The 19,224-nt window shown below is 61.5% G+C and carries 13 protein-coding genes; 10 read left to right on the forward strand and 3 right to left on the reverse strand.

Annotated features, from left to right (window positions below):
- The first annotated feature begins 17 nt into the window (after window positions 1-17).
- Genes M3P21_RS04175 through M3P21_RS04185 form a run of 3 tightly spaced genes read left to right on the forward strand, consistent with a single transcriptional unit; the run spans window position 18 to window position 3,203 of the window.
- On the forward strand, window positions 18-1,121 hold the full coding sequence (locus M3P21_RS04175) for a Gfo/Idh/MocA family protein (protein WP_249707083.1): 1,104 nt from the start codon (window positions 18-20) through the stop codon (window positions 1,119-1,121).
- Window positions 1,122-1,140: 19 nt separating this feature from the next.
- Window positions 1,141-2,034, forward strand: a complete 894-nt coding sequence (locus M3P21_RS04180; RefSeq protein ID WP_249707085.1) for a sugar phosphate isomerase/epimerase family protein — start codon at window positions 1,141-1,143, stop codon at window positions 2,032-2,034.
- 11 nt (window positions 2,035-2,045) lie between these two features.
- Window positions 2,046-3,203 carry a Gfo/Idh/MocA family protein gene (locus M3P21_RS04185; RefSeq protein ID WP_249707087.1) on the forward strand — a complete coding sequence of 386 codons (1,158 nt, stop codon included), beginning with the start codon at window positions 2,046-2,048 and terminating at the stop codon, window positions 3,201-3,203.
- Window positions 3,204-3,229: 26 nt separating this feature from the next.
- Here M3P21_RS04185 and M3P21_RS04190 read toward each other — a convergent pair whose 3' ends face one another.
- Genes M3P21_RS04190 through M3P21_RS04200 form a run of 3 tightly spaced genes read right to left on the reverse strand, consistent with a single transcriptional unit; the run spans window position 3,230 to window position 11,213 of the window.
- Complete coding sequence (locus M3P21_RS04190) at window positions 3,230-5,137, reverse strand: caspase family protein (protein WP_373319945.1); 1,908 nt, start codon at window positions 5,135-5,137, stop codon at window positions 3,230-3,232.
- Window positions 5,138-5,155: 18 nt separating this feature from the next.
- Window positions 5,156-9,586: a two-partner secretion domain-containing protein gene (locus tag M3P21_RS04195; protein ID WP_249707091.1), complete on the reverse strand. Its 4,431-nt coding sequence runs from the start codon at window positions 9,584-9,586 to the stop codon at window positions 5,156-5,158.
- The gene (locus M3P21_RS04200; RefSeq protein WP_249707092.1) at window positions 9,531-11,213 is read right to left on the reverse strand and encodes a ShlB/FhaC/HecB family hemolysin secretion/activation protein; all 1,683 of its coding nucleotides are present in this window, start codon (window positions 11,211-11,213) and stop codon (window positions 9,531-9,533) included. Before M3P21_RS04200 ends, M3P21_RS04195 begins: the two co-directional genes overlap by 56 nt.
- A gap of 233 nt (window positions 11,214-11,446) precedes the next feature.
- On the opposite strand from M3P21_RS04200, the gene M3P21_RS04205 reads away from it, so the two are divergent.
- From M3P21_RS04205 to nqrF, 7 genes are all read left to right on the forward strand, one after another.
- A complete protein-coding gene (locus tag M3P21_RS04205; RefSeq protein ID WP_249707095.1) occupies window positions 11,447-12,817 on the forward strand; it encodes a DUF724 domain-containing protein in 1,371 nt (456 codons plus the stop codon).
- Between the two features lie 194 nt (window positions 12,818-13,011).
- Window positions 13,012-14,355 (forward strand): Na(+)-translocating NADH-quinone reductase subunit A, encoded by a 1,344-nt coding sequence (locus tag M3P21_RS04210; protein WP_249707097.1) that lies wholly within the window; start codon window positions 13,012-13,014, stop codon window positions 14,353-14,355.
- 5 nt (window positions 14,356-14,360) lie between these two features.
- Window positions 14,361-15,569, forward strand: a complete 1,209-nt coding sequence (locus M3P21_RS04215) for an NADH:ubiquinone reductase (Na(+)-transporting) subunit B (protein ID WP_249707100.1) — start codon at window positions 14,361-14,363, stop codon at window positions 15,567-15,569.
- On the forward strand, window positions 15,562-16,374 hold the full coding sequence (locus M3P21_RS04220; RefSeq protein WP_249707103.1) for a Na(+)-translocating NADH-quinone reductase subunit C: 813 nt from the start codon (window positions 15,562-15,564) through the stop codon (window positions 16,372-16,374). Before M3P21_RS04215 ends, M3P21_RS04220 begins: the two co-directional genes overlap by 8 nt.
- Window positions 16,374-17,027: an NADH:ubiquinone reductase (Na(+)-transporting) subunit D gene (locus M3P21_RS04225; protein ID WP_249707105.1), complete on the forward strand. Its 654-nt coding sequence runs from the start codon at window positions 16,374-16,376 to the stop codon at window positions 17,025-17,027. The genes M3P21_RS04220 and M3P21_RS04225 overlap by 1 nt, the downstream gene beginning before the upstream one ends.
- On the forward strand, window positions 17,027-17,635 hold the full coding sequence (gene nqrE, locus M3P21_RS04230; RefSeq protein WP_249707107.1) for an NADH:ubiquinone reductase (Na(+)-transporting) subunit E: 609 nt from the start codon (window positions 17,027-17,029) through the stop codon (window positions 17,633-17,635). The genes M3P21_RS04225 and nqrE overlap by 1 nt, the downstream gene beginning before the upstream one ends.
- Window positions 17,636-17,647: 12 nt before the next feature.
- Complete coding sequence (gene nqrF / locus M3P21_RS04235) at window positions 17,648-18,868, forward strand: NADH:ubiquinone reductase (Na(+)-transporting) subunit F (protein WP_249707109.1); 1,221 nt, start codon at window positions 17,648-17,650, stop codon at window positions 18,866-18,868.
- The last annotated feature ends 356 nt before the right edge of the window (window positions 18,869-19,224 follow it).

Here is a 19,224-nt window from a genome sequence, read left to right on the forward strand (position 1 = left end):
CAAAGGTGGGAATGGCCATGGCAGAAATTGGAATCGGCATTGTCGGTGGTGGCTATATGGGCAAGGCGCATTCGGTTGCCATGGCTGCTGTTGGGGCCGTGTTCGAAACGCGACTGCGGCCCCGGCTTGAGATGATCTGCGCCAGCAGCCCCGAGTCCGCCGAGCGCTATCGCCGCGCTTTCGGATTTGCGCGGGCCACGCATGACTGGCGGGCGTTGGTCGAGGACCCGCAGGTCGCCGCGATCATCATCGCCACGCCGCAGGCCCTGCATCGCGAGATATCCGAAGCCGCTTTTGCCCTTGGCAAACCAGTGATGTGCGAAAAGCCCATGGGCACCTCGGTGGCCGAGGCGCAGGCTATGGTCGACGCTGCCGAGGCCAGCGGACAGGCCAATATGGTCGCCTATAATTACATCCGCACCCCGGCCAGCCAGTTCGCTCGCAAGCTGATTGCCGATGGCGAAATCGGCGATATCACATGGTTCCGCGCCGAACATACCGAAGATTTCTACGCCGACCCGCAGGCCCCCGCCACATGGCGCGCGACAGGCCGCGCCAATGGCAACATGGGTGATCTGGCACCACATATCCTGAATGCCTCCCTAGCGCTGATTGGCCCGATCCGCTCGATCATGGCGGATATCGAAACCGTCCACGCCGACCGCCCCGGCGGCACTGTGACCAATGACGATCAGGCGCAGATCATGTGCCGGTTCGACAATGGTGTGATGGGACATCTCTATATCAGTCGCACCGCTACCGGGCGCAAGATGGGCTATGCCTATGAAATCTTTGGAACCAAGGGCGCGATCCGCTTCGATCAGGAAGACCAGAACGCGCTCTGGCTTTACCGCGCCGAAGGACCCGAGGCAGAACGCGGTTTCCGCAAGATCCTGACCGGGCCAGCGCATCCAGATTACCTGCCCTTCTGTCAGGGGCCGGGACACGGCACCGGCTATCAGGATCAGATCATCATCGAGGCGCATGATTTCCTCAAAGCCATCGAGACCGGCGAACCTGTCTACCCGACCTTCCGCGACGGGCTGGCGGTAAACCACTTAATCGAAGCGGCCTGGGCCTCGTCCGAGACGCGGTCCTGGCAAGATGTTGCAACGCTCTGAGCATCCGAAAGGCACCAATATGAGCATAAAAATTGGCAATGCACCCTGTTCCTGGGGCGTCGAATTTGCGGATGATCCGCGCAATCCCCACTGGCAAACCGTGCTGAAAGAATGTGCCGAGGCCGGATACAAGGGCATCGAACTGGGGCCTGTCGGCTTCATGCCCGAAGACCCGGCGCAGGTTGCGGACGCGCTGGCCGAGCATGATCTGGAACTGATCGGCGGCGTTGTCTTCCGCCCCTATCACGACCCGGCAAAATGGGAGGACGTGCTGGATGGCACCCACCGCACTTGCAAGGCGCTGGCGGCCCATGGCGCGCAGCATCTGGTGCTGATTGATTCGATTTCAGAGCGCCGGGCACCGACTGCCGGGCGGGCGCAGGAAGCCGAGCAGATGGACGGTGCCGAATGGGCCGCCTATCGCGACCGGATCGCGGAAACCGCGCGGATCGGAACCGAGGAATACGGGCTGACCGTGGGCATCCATGCCCATGCGGCGGGCTTCATGGATTTCGAGCCCGAGCTTGAGCGGCTGCTGGACGAAGTGGACGAAAAGCTGCTGAAGATCTGCTTTGACACGGGCCATCACTCTTATGCGGGCTTTGACCCGGTGGCGTTCATGAACCGCTATGTGGATCGTATTTCCTACATGCATTTCAAGGATGTCGACCCGGCAGTTAAAGCGGACGTGATCGAGAAACGCACCGGTTTCTACGATGCCTGCGGGCAGGGTATTTTTTGCAATCTGGGCGAGGGTGACGTTGATTTCACCACTGTGCGTCAGGTGCTGCTGGACAATGGGTTCACCGGCTGGTGCACGGTGGAACAGGATTGCGACCCGACGATGGATGTGCGGCCGATGGACGATGCGCGCACCAATCGGGAATATCTTGAATCGATCGGTTTCAGGTAAGGAGCAGGCAGATGGCAAAACTGCAATGGGGCATGATCGGCGGCGGTGAAGGCAGCCAGATCGGCCCGGCACATCGGTTGGGCGCAGGGCTGGACGGAGCGTTCGACTTTGCCGCAGGCGCGCTGGATCACCGGCCCGACGTGGGGCGTGACTATGGCCAGCGGCTGGGTCTTGCCTCTGACCGGGCTTATGGCGATTGGCGCGAGATGCTTGAAGGCGAACAGGTGCGCGAAGATCGCATCGATCTGGTGACCGTGGCCACACCCAACGCGACCCATTACGAGATCACCAAGGCCTTTCTTGAGGCCGGGTTCAACGTGCTCTGCGAAAAGCCGATGACCATGACCGTCGAAGAAGGCGAGGACATCGTCCGCACGTCCGAGCGCACCGGCGCGATCTGCGCGGTGAATTACGGCTATTCCGGCTATTCGCTGGTGCGGCACATGAAGGCGATGATCGCCCGTGGCGATCTGGGCAAGATACGGTTGGTCAAAGCCGAGTTTGCTCATGGCCACCACGCCGATGCCGAGGATGCCGACAATCCGCGCGTACGCTGGCGCTATGACCCGGCGCAGGCGGGCGTGTCGGCACAATTTGCCGATTGTGGCATTCACGCGCTGCATATGGCCAGCTTCGTGACCGGGCAGGAGGTGCACCGCCTGTCCGCCGATACCGTCTCTTGCATCGCCTCGCGGGTGCTGGAGGATGACGCGATGGTCAACTTCCGCATGGAGGATGGCGCAGTCGGGCGGCTCTGGACCTCATCGGTGGCGATTGGTCGCCAGCATGGTCTGACGCTGCAGGTCTTTGGCGAGACCGGCGGGCTGCGCTGGTCTCAGGAACACCCCAACCAGCTTTATTACATGCCGCTGAACGGGCGGTTGCAGACCATTGAGCGTGGCGAAGCCAACCTGTCACCCGAGGCCGACCGCACCACCCGCGTCACCATCGGCCATGCCGAAGGGATGCCGCTGGCCTTCGCCAATATCTACAGCGATCTGGCTGAGGCGATCCGTGCCCGCAAGGAAAACCACGCCATGGACCCCGCTGCGGATCACTATCCGCGTGCGCAGGACGGGTTGCGGTCGATGGCGGCAGTGTTTGCGGTGGCTGAGTCGGGCAGCAAGGACGGGACTTGGGTCGACGCCCGCCCGCCTATGTATCGCTAGAACGTGAGGGGGCGTGGGTCGCCCCTTTACAACACCTCTGCGACAAAGCCGCCATTGCGCCAGAGATCCAGTGCATTCTCGAACCCCGGACCGGACAGCCCGTCGATGGTGCTGTTGTAATATCCGGCCTTTTGCAGACGTTTCTGCACTTCCATCAAGGTATCGCGCGACCAGTTTGCGGCCCCTTCGGTCATCTGCACGATGGCCGCGCCATCATCTTCGGCAGCACCCCGCAGCAGCATTTCTGCAGCAGCCATCGGATCGCGCGGCAGGCCCCTGCCCTCGTCCAGCAGGATGGCCGCAGCCAGATAGCCCTGATGCTCGCCATCCCGCGCGGCTTTCTGGAAATGGGCGAGCGCTTCTTCCGGTGAGCCGACCAAACCGTCCTGCGCCAACACGCCCAGATTGAATGTGGCCTTGGCCGACCCCTCACGCGCGGCGCGTTGCAAAAGCTCAATTGCGCGGGCATCATCTTTTGGCACGCTCGTGCCTTCGAACAGGGTCACGGCAAGATTGATCATCGCATCCAACGATCCACCCTCTGCCGCCGCCTCGTTCAAGGAGACAGCGCGCGCCACATCCTGCGGGACGCCCATGCCGCTTTCGTAAAGCTGCGCCAGGCTGACCATAGCCCGCAAATCGCCCCGCTCGGCGGCGCGTTGATAGAGCGTCACGGCGCGCTCCACGTCCCCCGCCGCAATCGTCGCACGTGCCAGCAGCGCCACGTAATGCGGCAGATCCGGCGATTGCGCCGCTGCCGCGCCACAGGCCTGGATCGCGGTCAGAGCATTCTGTTTGAGCCGTGAAAACGGCACCCCCGTCAGGCTGGCCGTGCTGTCGCGGGGATGGGTGGCCAGCCGTTCGCACATGCCACCGGGCGTCGTATCTTCGCGGCGCGGGATGGATTGCACCAGACGGCGCGCCTGCTCGGCATTGGCGCCATCGGGATATTGTTCCAGATAGAACTCCAGCAAGGGCCGCATCCGGCTGCGCTGAGCCAGTTTCCACAACCGGTCGGCCTGCACATCCTGATCGTCGATGTTCAGCTTACGGGTCTGTGGTTCGGAACTGTCCAGAAAGGCCATCACGTCGCTGGTATGGGAACCCTGCGGATAGCGGTCCATGTAAAGCTGCATCAGTTGCGGGTCCTGCGCGCTGGCGGCAACCTGCCACAGCAGGGTCTCCTCGGATGCTGTCACCGGGCTGGTGTCGAAGCGGAACTGACGGGTGAGCGAGGAATTGTCCCACGGGATCTGCCGCCCGCCGGTGGACGCGATCACATCCTTGCGGACCGATATCAGCAAGTCCGAGATATCCTGCCCCGGCGTGTAGATATGGCTCAGCAGCGCCTCGGTGAAGAAACTGTTCCGCCCGGTTCCGTCATAGGCCACATTGTCAGGCTGGGTGGCATAGGCGAACATGAAATCCGCCGCACTGCCGATCCGTGCCAGACCGCCCTCGCCAGTGGTCTCTTCAAACGGGTTGTCGCGGCAGGCATCCAGAATGATCAGTTTGAGCCCGTCCGACCGTTCCATCCGGCTGACGATGTCACCCATCGCCACGGTCTGTTCCGGGATATCCGCGCCTGACGTGAGATGCGCATTAACCGGAACCAGATAATTCTGCCCGCCGACCTGAAACCCGTGCCCGGCATAAAAGAACAAAGACACATCCGCATCAGCCGCCGTCACGCCATAGGATTCGGCCAGCGACAGCATTTCGTCCCGGTCGAGGTCGGTGCCCAGAAACACCCGGAAGCCCAGCCCCTCAAGCGCGATGGCCAGGTCCGACGCGTCATTGACCGGGTTGTCCAATCCGCCAACCGAGTCGTAATCCGAGTTTCCGATCACCAGCGCCACGCGCTTTTCAGCAAAGGCCTGCGTGGCGCACAGCAAAAACAGGCCAAAAGCCATGATCAAACGGATCAATCGCACTCTTTATTTTCCCAGCCGTCAGAGTTCCAACACGCGGGACAGACCGATCTCGGCACTGCCCACGGCGGCTACTATCGTCTCTACTTGCTCTCTTTGCAAACTCACAAGCTCGGGATCTTCGGCGCGGATCAGCGTGATCGCCTTGCGAATCTCGGTCTGAGCGCTGCGGATCGCCACACGGGCCTCTTGAATGGCCTCGCTGCGAATTTGCTGGCGTTCGGCCTCGGTAGTGGCCAGCGCCAGCCGCGCCTGCGCCTTGTCGCCAGCCGCACGCACGCCCGCGCTGGCACCGTTGATGATGTCGCCGATGCTTTCCAGCCCCGGCGGCAGACCTTGGGCAATGGCGTCCAGGTCCTGGGCATAATCGTCCATCGCATCGGCCACGCAAGCCAGATAAGTCGACACATCCTCGCTCACGCAGCCAGAGGCCTGAGCCTCGAACTCGGTCGACGCCCCCTGCACGGTTTCCAGGGTCCCTTCGGCTGTAACAACGGGGTTCACCGCTGTGCCACCACCGCTGCCACTACCTGAATCGCCGCCACCGGTCTCGGTTTCAAGCGTACCTTCAAAGCTGGTTCGACCGGGGGGAGTAACCTCGATCACCGGGATCGGCGGCGGGTCGACCGTACTCCCAGGTGGCAGAATGAAGAACTCGCCGGTATTCAATGTCAGTATATAGTTCTCAAGGCCGGTGCCAGAGACGCCTGAAATATCAATGATATAAGGCGATCCATCCTCAGTGGCGTCGGCACTTGCCCCATCGCTGAACAGCACAGCAGAGTCAACGCTATCCGCTGGATTCAACAAGCCTGATGAAACGAACTCTGTACCGGAGAACGTGAAGTTCTGACCCTCCAGTTTGAATTGATCGGTCGCGGTGACCGTCAGCGATGCCGGAGTGACATCAAGCGAACCGGTTTCATATGTGATGTCGTAATTCCCAGCTCCGCTGCCGGTCGCGTTGCTGCCTATGATGTCATAGCCCGTCGAAACCTGCGCGAACCGATCTGCCCCCGTGCTGGTCAGGGTCACGCTGTCCACCATATCGCTTTCGGTCAACAGGCCCTGAACCGTGAACTCAGTTCCCTCAAAAGAAAACCCGTCTCCATAGACGCGCGTCAGGTCATCGGCGGTCACCGTCAGCGGCGCCGGGTTGACGGTCAGGTTGCCAGTTTCATACGTGATGACATAGTTGGACAACCCGGTTCCCTGAGCGTCGCTCGGAGTGATCATATAGGGGCTGTCCACGACCGGCGCAAACTGAGCCACTCCGGTGCTTGAAAGGGCAACTGAGTCGATGGTGTCTTCGAAGAAAAGGTCACTTGTCAGTGAGAAATCCGTGGTCCCGAGCGAAAATTCGTCGCCGTAGGTCCGGCTCTGGTCATCCGCAACAACAGTCAGCGGCGCCGGTGTGATCGTGGCGTCTCCGGTCAGTGAGATCACCTGATAGGACAGCCCGAGATCGCTGGTCAGGCTGGTATTGGTCAGCACATAGGTTGTTTCCCCCACACTCACCTGTCCAAAATCCAGATTCGACAGCGCCCCGGATGTATCCAGCGAATCCCCGTCGGGGCCGAAGACATAGGTTCCTGTACCACCCGAGATGGGTCCGGTGCCGGTTGCACTGTCCGTTTGGCCATATTGCACCGACAGCGGATCAGGCTGCACGAACACAACCGCGCTGGTGGTCAGGTTCAGCGGGTGCTGCCCCTGGGTCCCGGGCGCCCAATCGTTCACATAGTCCCAACCCAGCGGGCTGGTCAGATCGAAGAAGCTCTGCGTGTCCTGAAATTCCGCAGTGGTCAGCCCGGTGCCCCCGTCGCTCGCGGATTGTCCCGACAAATCTGTGTCCCAGAAGGAGGCGGTAACAGTGCCCCCCGAGGTCAGGCCGATCAGCCCTCCTGGATTGTTCGTCGTAAAATCGGTGACCGAGACGGTGCCAGTGGAATAACTGCGCTCGACAAGCGACTGGTTGAGGCCAACAAGCCCGCCGCCATTCCCGGTACCACCGCCGGAAAATTGTTGCGCGGCGCTGACGTCACCGGTCGCGTAAGAGCTTTGGATCGTGCCCGAATTGACTCCGACCAGACCCCCAGCATTGACAGCCAGGCCAGAGCCGAAATCGACGCCCTGCACGTCACCTGTCGCATGAGACCGGGTGATGGTTCCGCTGTTGACACCGGCAAGGCCGCCAATTGCACCATCGCCTTCGCTGCCCTCACCAACGCTTCCGCTCACGCTGACATCGGCTGTGCTGTCGGTGATAGTGCCGCTATTGAAGGCCACCATGCCGCCCGCCAGACCGTCAAAGCTGTCTACTGTTCCGGTAACGATCACATTCTCGATCGCGCCATCGTTGCTGGTCGCCAGAACGCCGCCTTCGAAGCCGTTGATCGAGGCGTTGGTCACGCCGAGATCGAAAACCCGGGCCGTTTCGTTCAAATTCTCGAACAAACCGCCTTGCGAAGCGTCGATGATCATAAGGCCGTCGATTCCGTGCCCGGCCCCGTCAAGTGAGCCATCGAAGCTGAAAATCGGGACGAAGCCGCCTTCGCCAAACCCCCAGTTTTCGGTCCCTGTTGCGTCGATCTCGTTGTTCAGCCGGAAATGCGAGGCGTGCAGGCTGTCGCTGTCCATTCCCTGCAGACCGAACACATCGGTCAATACATAGGGGTCGGCTTCGCTTCCGTCACCATCGAGGGCGCGCAGGAAACTGCCGTCGGTCGAGTTCAGTTGGAAATCCGTGACGTCGAACCCCGGCAGGGTGGCGCTGTTCTGCACCCAGTCGCCTGCCTCCAGAAGGAACGTATCCACATCAATCGCACCATCAGCGCTGGTGGTGATCGTCCCGGCGGCATCCAGCGACAAGGTGCCGGTGTTGCCGGTGATGGCGGCGTTCAGCGCGATATCGTTATCCGCGATCAGTTGGAACAGGGTACCCGACGACCAGGAAATCGATTCGTTGATGGTGATATCGCCCGGCTCGCCCGATCCGTCCACCGATGTGTCCAGTGTGAAACCGGTGCTGTCGAGATTGGCCTCAATCGTAGCTGCATCAAACGTGTCGCCAGGATCGCTGCCCACTGTGATGTTGCCCGGATCAAGCAGCAACATGCCGGTTGCACCATTTGGCGCGCGGGTGTCGGTCAGGCCGCGATAACGCATGTCATCCTTGCCCGAAACCTCGACAAAGCCGCCGTCGCCGGCCAAATCGCCGCCGCGGGCCGAGATGGTGCCGTTGAATTCGGTGAATATGTCGGACCAGACAGCGATCCGACCGCCCGAACCGGATGCGCCGCCATCGGCGTTGATCCTTGTGGCCGCATCCACGAAGGTGGTGACCGCCCGTTGCAGGTTGCCTTTGCCCTCGAAATCGCCGCCCACACGGATCAGGCCGCCATCGCCGGCACCGGCTCCGCTTGCGTCCAAAGTGGCCCCGGCCAGCGCGATCGCCTCGCCGGTGATGGTAATGTCACCGCCCTGAACCGGGCGCGCCACCGGTCTGGGCGATGTTTCGACCAGCACCACGTCGGCCGATGTGTCGATGCGCCCACTCACCCGGACGCCACCACCGCTGCCGCCCAGCACCACGGCGCCATTGCGCCCGCTGACCGAGCGGGCCTCGATCACGCCCGACATGTTGACCACCTGCCGCGCTGCATCGCGGGCGCTGGCCGCCAGCAGTTGCACCTGACCGCCATTGGCCTCGATCACGCCAGAGTTCTCGACCAGTGCGTCCATCGTGTCGTCGCCATTCGACGGCACCGCCACCTGCAGGAACCCGTCGCCGGTGAAATCCAGCGTCACCTGTTCACCCGCGCCCAGGCCGACCTTGCCCAGCGGTACGCGAATGACGCCTGAGTTCTTGACCTTGCCGCCGATCAGCGCCGCATAACCGCCCGGCACCGATTGAATCAGGCCCGCATTCTCGACTCCAGCCGAAGCGCCGTTGCCCTCGAACCGGTAACGACCCGCCATGAAATCATCATCGCGAATAGCAAGCGTCGAAGCCACGAAGCCGCTGGTGTTGATCTGGCCACGCGGCCCAATGAAGATGCCGTTGGGATTGACAACAAAGACCCGGCCATTGGCATTGATCTGGCCGTGAATGGCGCTGGTGGCATTCCCTGTCACCCGGTTCAGTATCGTCGACTGCGCCGAAGGCTGGGTAATATCGACTCGCCCCCCCTGTCCGACCGAGAAGGTGTTCCAGTTGACGACGGCAGCATTGCTGCCCTGATTGATGGTCATCTGACCGGGCGCTGGCGTTGCAATCATTGCATTGCCCGCAGCGACTGTCCCGCCGGTGGGCAGTTCCTGCGCGCCTAGCGGTGCCGCCGCGATCAGCAGCGCCGCCGGAGCCACGCTCAGCCATAGCCGTACTGCCAGCCGTTTAGAACCTGCGGCTTGCAACGATACCGAAGCGGTTACCTTCCGGGCCATTGTCATCGCGTTCTCCCCTACCGAACTCAAGTCGCAGGGTGCCTGAGCTGAAGGATGAGTCCTCCAGCGTCAAAATCTCGACTCCCACGCCATATGCCGATGCTTTTGTTGTACTTTGCTCCAAAAAGGTAGGCTCTTCCAGCCCAAGTTGGCTATAGGCGCCAAACAGGTAAGGTTTGACCAGAAGCGGGAATCCCCCGACCGTCGTACGGTTCTGACGACCGATCTCGGCGCGCAGCACATAGCCGTCATCCCCTTGCAGCGTGCCTGCATCAAAACTCGACATCTCACCGGTTCCCGCGACACTCATCTGTTCCGAGGTCACCAGCGGATCGCCAAAACTGGTCTGCGCCCGCCCGCTCAGGCCAAGAACCCAATTGGTATTGAACCCCATGTCATAGCGCGCATTGACTACCAATTTGGTGAACTCGGGGCTAGCGCCCTGCGCCGACAAGGGCACGTCGACCGACGCGGTGCGCGCCCCGAAGGCGTCCAATCCCCGTGACAGAACCGCCCCACCCTGCAAGGCCGCGCCATTCTCGAACCGCCAACTACCGTCCAGCGTGGCCCGCAAGACGCTGAGCTTGTCGTTATAGATCGGCCCACCTCCGAATTCGTCGGTAAAATTCTGCTTGTCGTTGGTGCGATCCAGGATCAGTTGCGACGTAAGGTTAAGCTGCCGTGACCTTATCCAGGGATAGTACAACCGGAATGACAGCCGGTCGAACTCGCTGGTAGTCGGCGCAAAATCGAGATCGGGATTGGCCCGGCTGGCGGTCCCCTCGATGTTGAAGGTCATACCCTCTGTGCCGATCGGCACAACTGCCCCCAACGCAAAGATGCGATAGCGCGGATCACTCGAGAAAAAATCTTGCACCGCGCCGCCGATCCTGCCGTAGAACGTCTCGCCCAGACCGAGGGCGCTGTTCAACTCCAGCCCGGCGTTGAGATTGACAGTGCCCAAATTGTTTTCAAGCAGGTTGTCAAACCCGTAAGACCCGGTAAGCCGCTTGTATTCACCGTCCAGCACCAACACCGTGCCGCCATCCGCCTGCCCGGCCTTCAGAGCAGAAGACAGCCGGACCCCATAGGTGTCGCCCGCCAGCAGCAGTGCGCGCTCGATATCGCGCAAGCGGATGCCGCGTTTACCGATCAGCGGGTTAGTCAGGCTGACAATCCGATTGCGCACCGGTTCCGGCACACGGGCGGAATCAATGCTTTCAATAAATCCGTCGACAACAACGATACGCAGCGTGCCACCGTCACGCAGCGTCTGCTGTGGCAGCACCACCCGTGCGAGTACATAGCCCGCCTCGGCATATTCCGATTCCAGCCGTCGCACGGCACTGAAAATCCGGGCAACGGCGACCTGCTGCCCAATCAGCGACTGCCGAAACGCGGCGTTCGCTTGCGCCATCTGCGGCAAGGCACCCTGCAGTTCGACATCGCCGACAGTCACGAACAGATTCTCGGACCCCGGCGGTGCCGAAGCGCCCGGGTCACGAGCTACCGTCACGGGCCCGCTTGAGGGACGCAGCGCTTCGGGCTGAAAGGTGGACGGTGCGAGGTTGGACGCCGATTGCGCCAGAACCGGCGCATCAGACAGCATCATCGCGGTCAACGAGGTTGCCAAAAGGGTTACACCCTTCCGGATTTTACCGAAGGTCAAATATGCCATTGCGCTGCCTTAACAAATGACTTGCCCTAAAGAACCCAATCCCGCGCCCTTTCGCAAGGGGCGCAGAACCAACATTTGCGACAGGTAGGATTCTGTGCATCGCTCACAAAAGGTGTTGGCGGATACGCATTTGGACGCCACACTGCCCCAAAGACTGCCCGGCAGAGCACCACCCGAGGCCCGATCAGATGCTGACACAAACTCAACAGAGCTTTCTCGAACGATTCGGAATCACCGACCGAGGCGGTTCCGGCGGGGCGGCGACGGAATATGACGCTCTGCTTTCCGAGGCCGAAGACCGTCTGAGCCGCGTCCGCGCCCTGCCCCCCAGGGCCGGTCAATTGCTGAAGGATCTGACCGGCCCGATCGCTGCCGCCGTCACCGCTGCGCGCAAAGCAGCTGCGCAGGGCGCACAGGACGACGCGGTGGGAACTCTGTCGGCGCAGGTGACGCTCGGGCGAAAGCTGGACCGGGAAGTCGACACTGTCACCGAATACCTGCGCGAGGCCAAGGGGTTTGCAGCCCGCCTGGCTGAGACCCGAGCTCAGGCGCGCGGGCATGGTGCCGCTGCAGTCGAGGATTATCTAAAACGGCTCGAAAATGACGACAAACGCCGTCAGGCGGCCGAGGCGCGCGGCGAATTCGATCAGGCCATCATCGCCTGCGAAGCGCAGGAGGCCCGCCACGCGGCAATGATGCAGGAAGCCGGTCGCGCCACCAATTGCAACAAGGTCCGGCACGAGATCGAGTCCGAGATCGCGCGGCTGGAATCACATGCCCCGGGTGGCGGCAACGCAAGACCGGTGATCGCGACGGTACGTGAGATGATGAATGACGCCGACAATTTTGGCAAAAGCGCCAACTGGGTCGGTGCCGCGCTGACGATGCGCAAAGCGCGCACCGAATTGCAGTTGGGCACCCGCGGGCTGGAGCTGATGGAAAAGCTGCGCCCGGATGAGGAAGCAACCGAATTCACTCGCGCGCATGTGCAGATTCTGGCTCATATCAAGGCGCTACAGGGGCTCAAATCCGGGGGGCCGATTCAGCGCGAGTTGCGGCGCATCGTCGAGATGACCAAAGATGCCCGCAAGGCGCTGCCCGATGAAAACAAAGCGCTGCATCTGCTCAACCAGTGCCGCGCCGCCTGCATCGATCTGACCCAGGCGGTGCTGGAAAATGGTCGCTATGCCAGCTCGTTCAAGCAGCTCTTCCGGCAGCGCGATCAACTGCGGCAGGTCCAGCAGGACAAGTGCGCCCAACCCGAGATCAAGCGCGTGACTAAATTGCTGCGCGAGGCCGACAGCCTGACCCGCCGTCTGGATTTCCCTGCGGCGATCGCGCAGGTGGACGCGGCAGCCAAGACGCTTCAGACCGGTTTGCGTGCTGCACATCTCTATGCCGACACGGTGCGTCCCGCGCGCGCGGCATTGGCGCGTCTGGCACAGGGCGGCGACAAGACAGCGGCGCAGTCCGGGCTGAACGCGCTGGATGAGGCATTTCGCAAACGTGATCTGAAACGCGCAGACTCGCTGGCCCGGGCGGCGCTGGATGGCGGATGACAGGTGAAACGGGGGGGAAATTGACGGAAATCACGGCTTTATTGCCCAACCAGATTGCCATGCCGTCGCAGGCGCAATAAGAGGCAGCCAAACGCGCGCTGTGACTTTGCCGCGCGAAGGTATTTGCTTTGTGGCGGGCATCCGTTAGGGAGGCACCACTTGCGGAGTCGAGCGTGCAACAACGTAGCGAGCCAATGCGGACATTCGATTTGAAAAAAGGGCTGAACCTGCCGGTGGACGGGGCGCCCGAACAGACCATCCACCCAGGGCCGGACTACCGGAACGTTGCCGTTCTGGGCTGCGACACGATCGGCCTGAAACCCAAAATGCTGGTGCAGGAAGGCGACGATGTGCAACGCGGCACACCGCTTTTCTGTCACAAGGATGCGGCACAGGCGATGATGGTCGCCCCGGTGAGTGGCAAAGTCACCGCGATCAACCGCGGCGCACGCCGGGTGTTGCAAAGCGTGGTGATCGAGGTCGGAGACGCCAATGACAGTGGCGTCGATTTCAGCAACACCGGTGATGTCGAGACCGCCGAGGGTCTGACCGAAAAGCTCTGCGCCGCCGGTCTCTGGATCGCCTTCCGCACCCGTCCCTATTCCAAAATGCCCCTCCCCGGCACCGCGCCCAAGGCCATTTTCATCACGGCCATGGACAGCGAGCCGCTGGCTGGCGATGCCGCCCTGATCATCGCGGATGCAGCGCAGGCGTTCGAAGCGGGCGTGAAAGCAGTTTCTCTGCTGACCGATGGCACCACCTATCTCTGCCACAAAGCGGGCGATGCGGTGCCCGGCGGCGATCTGCCCGGTATCGAGGCCGCCGCTTTCTCGGGCCCGCACCCGTCGGGGCTGGCCGGGACCCATATCCACTTCCTGAACCCCGTGCGCGCCGATGAGGTCGTTTGGACGATCGGTTATCAGGATGTGATCGCCATCGGCAGGCTGGTGCAGACCGGGCATGTCGATCCCAGTATCGTTGTAGCGATCTCTGGCCCCATGGCTGCACGTCCGCGTCTGGTGCGCACTGTGATGGGCACCTCGACCGAGGATCTAACCAAGGACGAGGTCAACGGCGCCGATCCGGTCCGCGTGATCTCGGGCTCGATCCTGAGCGGACGCAAGGCTGAGGGGCCAGAGGCTTATCTGGGCCGCTTCGCCCGCCAGATCACCCTGATCCGCGAGGACCCCGACCAGATCCCGATGGGCTGGATCCGACCGATGCCGTCGAAATACGCGGTGCAGCCGGTGCTGGGATCGGCCTTTGCCAAGAAGGTCTATGGGTTGACCAGCAACCTCAACGGCGGCCGCCGCGCCATGGTGCCCACCGGCACTTTTGAGGAACTGATGCCGCAGGATTACCTGCCGACCCAACTGCTGCGGGCGATGCTGGTGATGGATACCGACACGGCACAGGCGCTTGGCGCGCTGGAGCTGGACGAAGAGGACCTCGGGCTGGTGGGCTTTGCCTGCCCGGCGAAATATGAATACGGGATGGCCCTGCGGGACTGCCTGACCAAGATTGAAAAGGAGGGCTGAGCCGAATGGGTTTGCGCAGCTTCTTTGACCGGATCGAGCCGAACTTTACCAAGGGCGGCAAATACGAGAAGTTTTTCCCCATCTACGAGATGGTCGAAAGCTTCATCTACACGCCCAAGACGGTGACCAGTGCCGCGCCTCATGCGCGGTCTTACGTGGATATGAAGCGGATCATGACCTATGTGGTCATCGCCACGATCCCCTGTATCCTGATGGCCTTCTACAACAACGGCTATCAGGCCAATCAGGCCATCGCCACGCTCGGCCCCGAGGCCGCCACCGGCTGGCGGATCGCGCTGTTGCAGATGTTCGGCATCGCGCTGAACCCGGAAAGCATCTTCGCCAACATGGCGCATGGGTTCCTCTTTTTCCTGCCGATCTACCTGACCACGCTGATCATCGGCGGTATCTGGGAGGTGATCTTTGCCACCGTGCGCGGCCATGAGGTGAACGAAGGTTTCCTTGTGACCTCAATGCTTTACACGCTGATCATGCCCGCAACGGCGCCGCTCTGGCAGGTGGCCCTCGGTATCTCCTTCGGGGTGGTGATCGGCAAAGAGGTGTTTGGTGGTACCGGCAAGAACTTCCTCAACCCGGCTCTGACGGGTCGCGCGTTCCTGTACTTCGCCTATCCCGCCAACATGTCGGGTGACGCGGTGTGGACCCCGGTGGATGGCTTTTCGGGCGCGACCGCGCTGGCCGTGTCCGCCGCCGATGGCTACAAGGAGCTGGCCGCGCAGGGCCTCACCTGGATGGATGCGTTTCTGGGCTTCATTCAGGGCTCGCTGGGCGAAACCTCGACGCTGGCCTGCATGATCGGTCTGGCCTTCCTGCTGATCACCAAAATCGCCAACTGGCGGCTGATCGTGGGCTGTCTGGCCGGCACCATCGGGTTCTCGCTGCTGCTGAACCTGATTGGTTCCGACACCAACCCGATGTTCGCCATGCCCTGGTACTGGCACATCGTGCTGGGCGGCTATGCCTTTGGTCTGGCCTTCATGGTGACCGAGCCGGTCTCGGCCAGCCACACCAATATGGGCCGCTACTGGTACGGCGCGCTGATCGGGGTGATGGTGGTGCTGATCCGCGTGGTCAACCCGGCCTTCCCCGAAGGCATGATGCTGGCCATCCTGTTCGGCAATGTCTTTGCGCCGCTGATCGACTATTTCGTCGTGCAGGCCAATATCAAGCGGAGGGCGCGTCGTCATGTCTGATGCCCAGAACCCTGAACCAAGGGGCCTGATCGGCCGCTTCCTGGCCGCCTCGCCGGATTCCGTCGGCAAGACGCTGGTTGTTGCCGTGGCGCTGTGCCTCTTTGCCTCGATGGTGGTGTCGGCTGCTGCCGTGTCGCTGCGCCCGGTGCAAGAGGCCAACAAACTGCGCGACAAGCAGCTGAACGTGCTGCAGGTTGCTGGTGTCTACGAGCCCGGCATGAATGTGGCCGAAGCCTTTGCCGCCTTTCAACCCAAGGTGCTCGATCTGGGCACCGGAGAGTTCACCGACCAGTTCGACGCGACCACCTTTGACGATATCGCCGCCGCCTCGGACCCCGAGCTGAGCGTGGCGCTGGACAATGATCCGGCGGGTATTGGCCGCAAAGCCAAGTATCGCGTGATCTACTTGCTGCGCAGCCCCGATGGCGCGCTCGACAAGGTGATCGTGCCGGTACATGGCTATGGGCTCTGGTCGACGCTTTACGGCTTTATCGCGCTGGAAAAGAACGGCAACGACATTTTCGGCCTGCAATTCTACCAGCATGGCGAAACGCCGGGTCTGGGTGCCGAGGTGGACAACCCGCGCTGGAAGGCGCTCTGGTCCGGCAAGAAGCTGCGGGATGAGACGGGCGAGGTGCAGATCACCGTTGCCAAATCGCAACCCGCCGCAGGCCCTGATTATTACGTTGACGCGCTGGCGGGCGCCACACTGACCTCGGTGGGCGTGGACAATCTGGTGCGCTTCTGGGTCGGCGAAGAGGGTTACGGCCCCTTCCTGACCCGGCTGCAGGCAGGAGAGATCTGATGGCGCAGACACGCAAGGAACTTCTGGTCGATCCGCTGGTCGACAACAACCCCATCACCCTGCAGGTGCTGGGCATCTGCTCGGCGCTGGCGGTGACCTCATCGTTGCAGGTGGCCTTTGTGATGGCGCTGGCGGTGACATTCGTGACGTCGTTTTCGTCCTTCTTCATCTCGATCCTGCGCAACCAGATCCCGGGTTCGATCCGGATCATCGTGCAGATGGTCATCATCGCCTCGCTGGTGATCCTGGTCGATCAGCTGCTCAAGGCCTATGCCTTTGAAATCTCGAAAACGCTGTCGGTCTTCGTGGGCCTGATCATCACCAACTGCATCGTGATGGGCCGGGCCGAGGCCTTTGCCATGAAGAACCCGCCCATGGCATCCTTCATCGACGGGATCGGCAACGGGCTGGGCTACGGGCTGATCCTGCTGCTGGTGGGCTTCATCCGCGAGCTGTTCGGGGCCGGGTCGCTGTTTGGCATCACCGTGCTGCCCACGGTGAACAACGGCGGCTGGTATGTCCCCAACGGCATGCTGCTGCTGCCGCCTTCGGCGTTTTTCATCATCGGGCTGATCATCTGGGCCTTCCGCACCTGGAAGCCGGGCCAGGTCGAGGACCGTGAATACAAAATCCAGCAGGCAGAGGCACACTGATGGAAGGTCTCATTTCCCTGGCCGTAAAGGCCATCTTTGTCGAAAACCTCGCGCTCAGCTTCTTTCTCGGGATGTGCACCTTCATCGCCGTGTCCAAAAAGATCTCGACCGCGATTGGTCTGGGTATCTCGGTCATGGTGGTGCAGGCCATCACCGTGCCCACCAACAACCTGCTGCTGACCTACCTGCTGAAACCCGGCGCGCTGGCCTGGGCCGGGTTCCCGGATGTGGACCTGACCTTTCTCGGGCTGATCTCGTATATCGGGGTGATCGCGGCGATGGTGCAGATCCTCGAGATGATCCTCGATAAGTATTTTCCGCCGCTCTACAACGCGCTGGGGATTTTCCTGCCGCTGATCACGGTGAACTGCGCCATCCTGGGCGGCTCGCTGTTCATGGTGGAACGCGACTACAACTTTGCCGAGGCGGCGACCTATGGCCTGTCTTCCGGCTTTGGCTGGGCACTGGCGATCACCGCCATGGCAGGCGTTCGGGAAAAGCTGAAATACTCGGATATCCCGGACGGCTTGCAGGGGCTTGGCATCACCTTCATCACCGCGGGTCTGATGGCGATGGCCTTCATGTCCTTCTCGGGCGTGAAACTGTAAGGAGGCGGGCAGATGGAAACCTTTACGCTTGGCATCGTCCTCTTCACCCTGATCGTTCTGGCGCTGGTCACGATCATCATCGCGGCGCGCTCGCGGCTGGTGTCGACCGGCAATGTGAACATCACCATCAATGGCGAGAAAACCGTCTCGGTCCCGGCAGGCGGCAAGCTGCTGCAAACACTGGCCGCCGAGAAACTGTTCGTGCCTTCGGCCTGTGGCGGCGGCGGCACCTGCGCGCAATGCCGGGTGCGGGTGCATTCCGGCGGCGGGTCGATCCTGCCGACCGAGGAAAGCCATATCACCAAACGCGAGGCCTCTTGCGGTGATCGCCTGTCCTGTCAGGTCGCGGTCAAGCAGGACATGGAGATCGAGGTCCCCGAAGAGGTCTTTGGCGTCAAGAAATGGGAATGCACCGTCCGGTCCAATGAGAACGTCGCGACCTTCATCAAGGCGCTGACGCTGGACCTGCCCGAAGGTGAGGACGTGAATTTCCGCGCCGGTGGCTACATTCAGATCGAAGCGCCCGCGCATCAGCTCGCCTATACCGATTTCGACGTCGAGGACGAGTACCGCGAGGATTGGGACAAGTTCAATCTGTGGCAGTATAAATCCACGGTGGCGGAACCGATCGAGCGCGCCTATTCGATGGCCAATTACCCGGACGAAAAAGGCATGATCATGCTGAACGTCCGCGTGGCCTCGCCCCCTCCGGGCTCCGAAGGTATTCCGGCGGGTCAGATGTCGTCCTACATCTTCAACCTGAAGCCGGGCGACAAGGTCACCATCTCGGGGCCCTTCGGCGAGTTCTTCGCCCGCGACACCCAGAAGGAAATGGTGTTCGTTGGCGGCGGTGCCGGCATGGCGCCCATGCGCAGCCATATCTTCGACCAGCTCAAGCGGCTGGGGTCCAAGCGCAAGATCAGCTTCTGGTACGGTGCGCGGTCCAAGCGCGAGATGTTCTTTGTCGAGGATTTCGACGGGCTGGCCAAGGACAACCCGAATTTCGAATGGCATGTGGCGCTGAGCGATCCGCAACCGGGCGATGACTGGGACGGCTATACCGGCTTCATCCACAATGTGTTGTTCGAGGAATACCTCAAGAACCACCCTGCGCCTGAGGATTGCGAGTTCTACATGTGCGGCCCGCCGATCATGAACCAGTCGGTCATCAACATGCTGCTGGAACTGGGCGTGGACCGAGAAGACATCATGCTGGATGACTTTGGCGGATAAACTCTGGAACCGGCCCCAATGAGGGCCGGTTTGTCAATCCGCAAGTCGCAGCGATCAATCCCCATTCGCTATCAGTTTGGCTTGCCATTCCCGTGCCCCGGATGTAATCAACCCCCGCAAGCGTATCCGGGTCCACCCCGCTTTCTATCAGGTCGCTGCTTTTGCTCAAATGGCAGAGTGCGTCATTCGTAAGTAGCGGTCCCTGCGGGAATGACCCGTAAAGCCAAAGGCTTCGCAGCATACACATAGAACTAGTAGGGTCATAACGGGCCTGAAAGCCTCAATAGCTCAGCTGGTAGAGCAGGTCCTTCGTAAGTAGCGGGTCGGTCCGCGATTGACGTTTAGGACCAGTGAGT

Source organism: Ruegeria spongiae, from assembly GCF_023502395.1.
In the GTDB taxonomy this organism is placed as follows: domain Bacteria; phylum Pseudomonadota; class Alphaproteobacteria; order Rhodobacterales; family Rhodobacteraceae; genus Ruegeria_C; species Ruegeria_C spongiae.

What these genes read in the sequence shown, in the direction of transcription:
- M3P21_RS04210 (WP_249707097.1), top strand. Translation starts at nt 13,012, where the DNA reads ATGCGGACATTCGATTTGAAAAAAGGGCTGAACCTGCCGGTGGACGGG.
- M3P21_RS04225 (WP_249707105.1), top strand. Translation starts at nt 16,374, where the DNA reads ATGGCGCAGACACGCAAGGAACTTCTGGTCGATCCGCTGGTCGACAAC.
- M3P21_RS04195 (WP_249707091.1), bottom strand. Translation starts at nt 9,586, where the DNA reads ATGACAATGGCCCGGAAGGTAACCGCTTCGGTATCGTTGCAAGCCGCA.
- M3P21_RS04175 (WP_249707083.1), top strand. Translation starts at nt 18, where the DNA reads ATGGCAGAAATTGGAATCGGCATTGTCGGTGGTGGCTATATGGGCAAG.
- nqrF (WP_249707109.1), top strand. Translation starts at nt 17,648, where the DNA reads ATGGAAACCTTTACGCTTGGCATCGTCCTCTTCACCCTGATCGTTCTG.
- nqrE (WP_249707107.1), top strand. Translation starts at nt 17,027, where the DNA reads ATGGAAGGTCTCATTTCCCTGGCCGTAAAGGCCATCTTTGTCGAAAAC.
- M3P21_RS04220 (WP_249707103.1), top strand. Translation starts at nt 15,562, where the DNA reads ATGTCTGATGCCCAGAACCCTGAACCAAGGGGCCTGATCGGCCGCTTC.
- M3P21_RS04215 (WP_249707100.1), top strand. Translation starts at nt 14,361, where the DNA reads ATGGGTTTGCGCAGCTTCTTTGACCGGATCGAGCCGAACTTTACCAAG.
- M3P21_RS04185 (WP_249707087.1), top strand. Translation starts at nt 2,046, where the DNA reads ATGGCAAAACTGCAATGGGGCATGATCGGCGGCGGTGAAGGCAGCCAG.
- M3P21_RS04180 (WP_249707085.1), top strand. Translation starts at nt 1,141, where the DNA reads ATGAGCATAAAAATTGGCAATGCACCCTGTTCCTGGGGCGTCGAATTT.
- M3P21_RS04205 (WP_249707095.1), top strand. Translation starts at nt 11,447, where the DNA reads ATGCTGACACAAACTCAACAGAGCTTTCTCGAACGATTCGGAATCACC.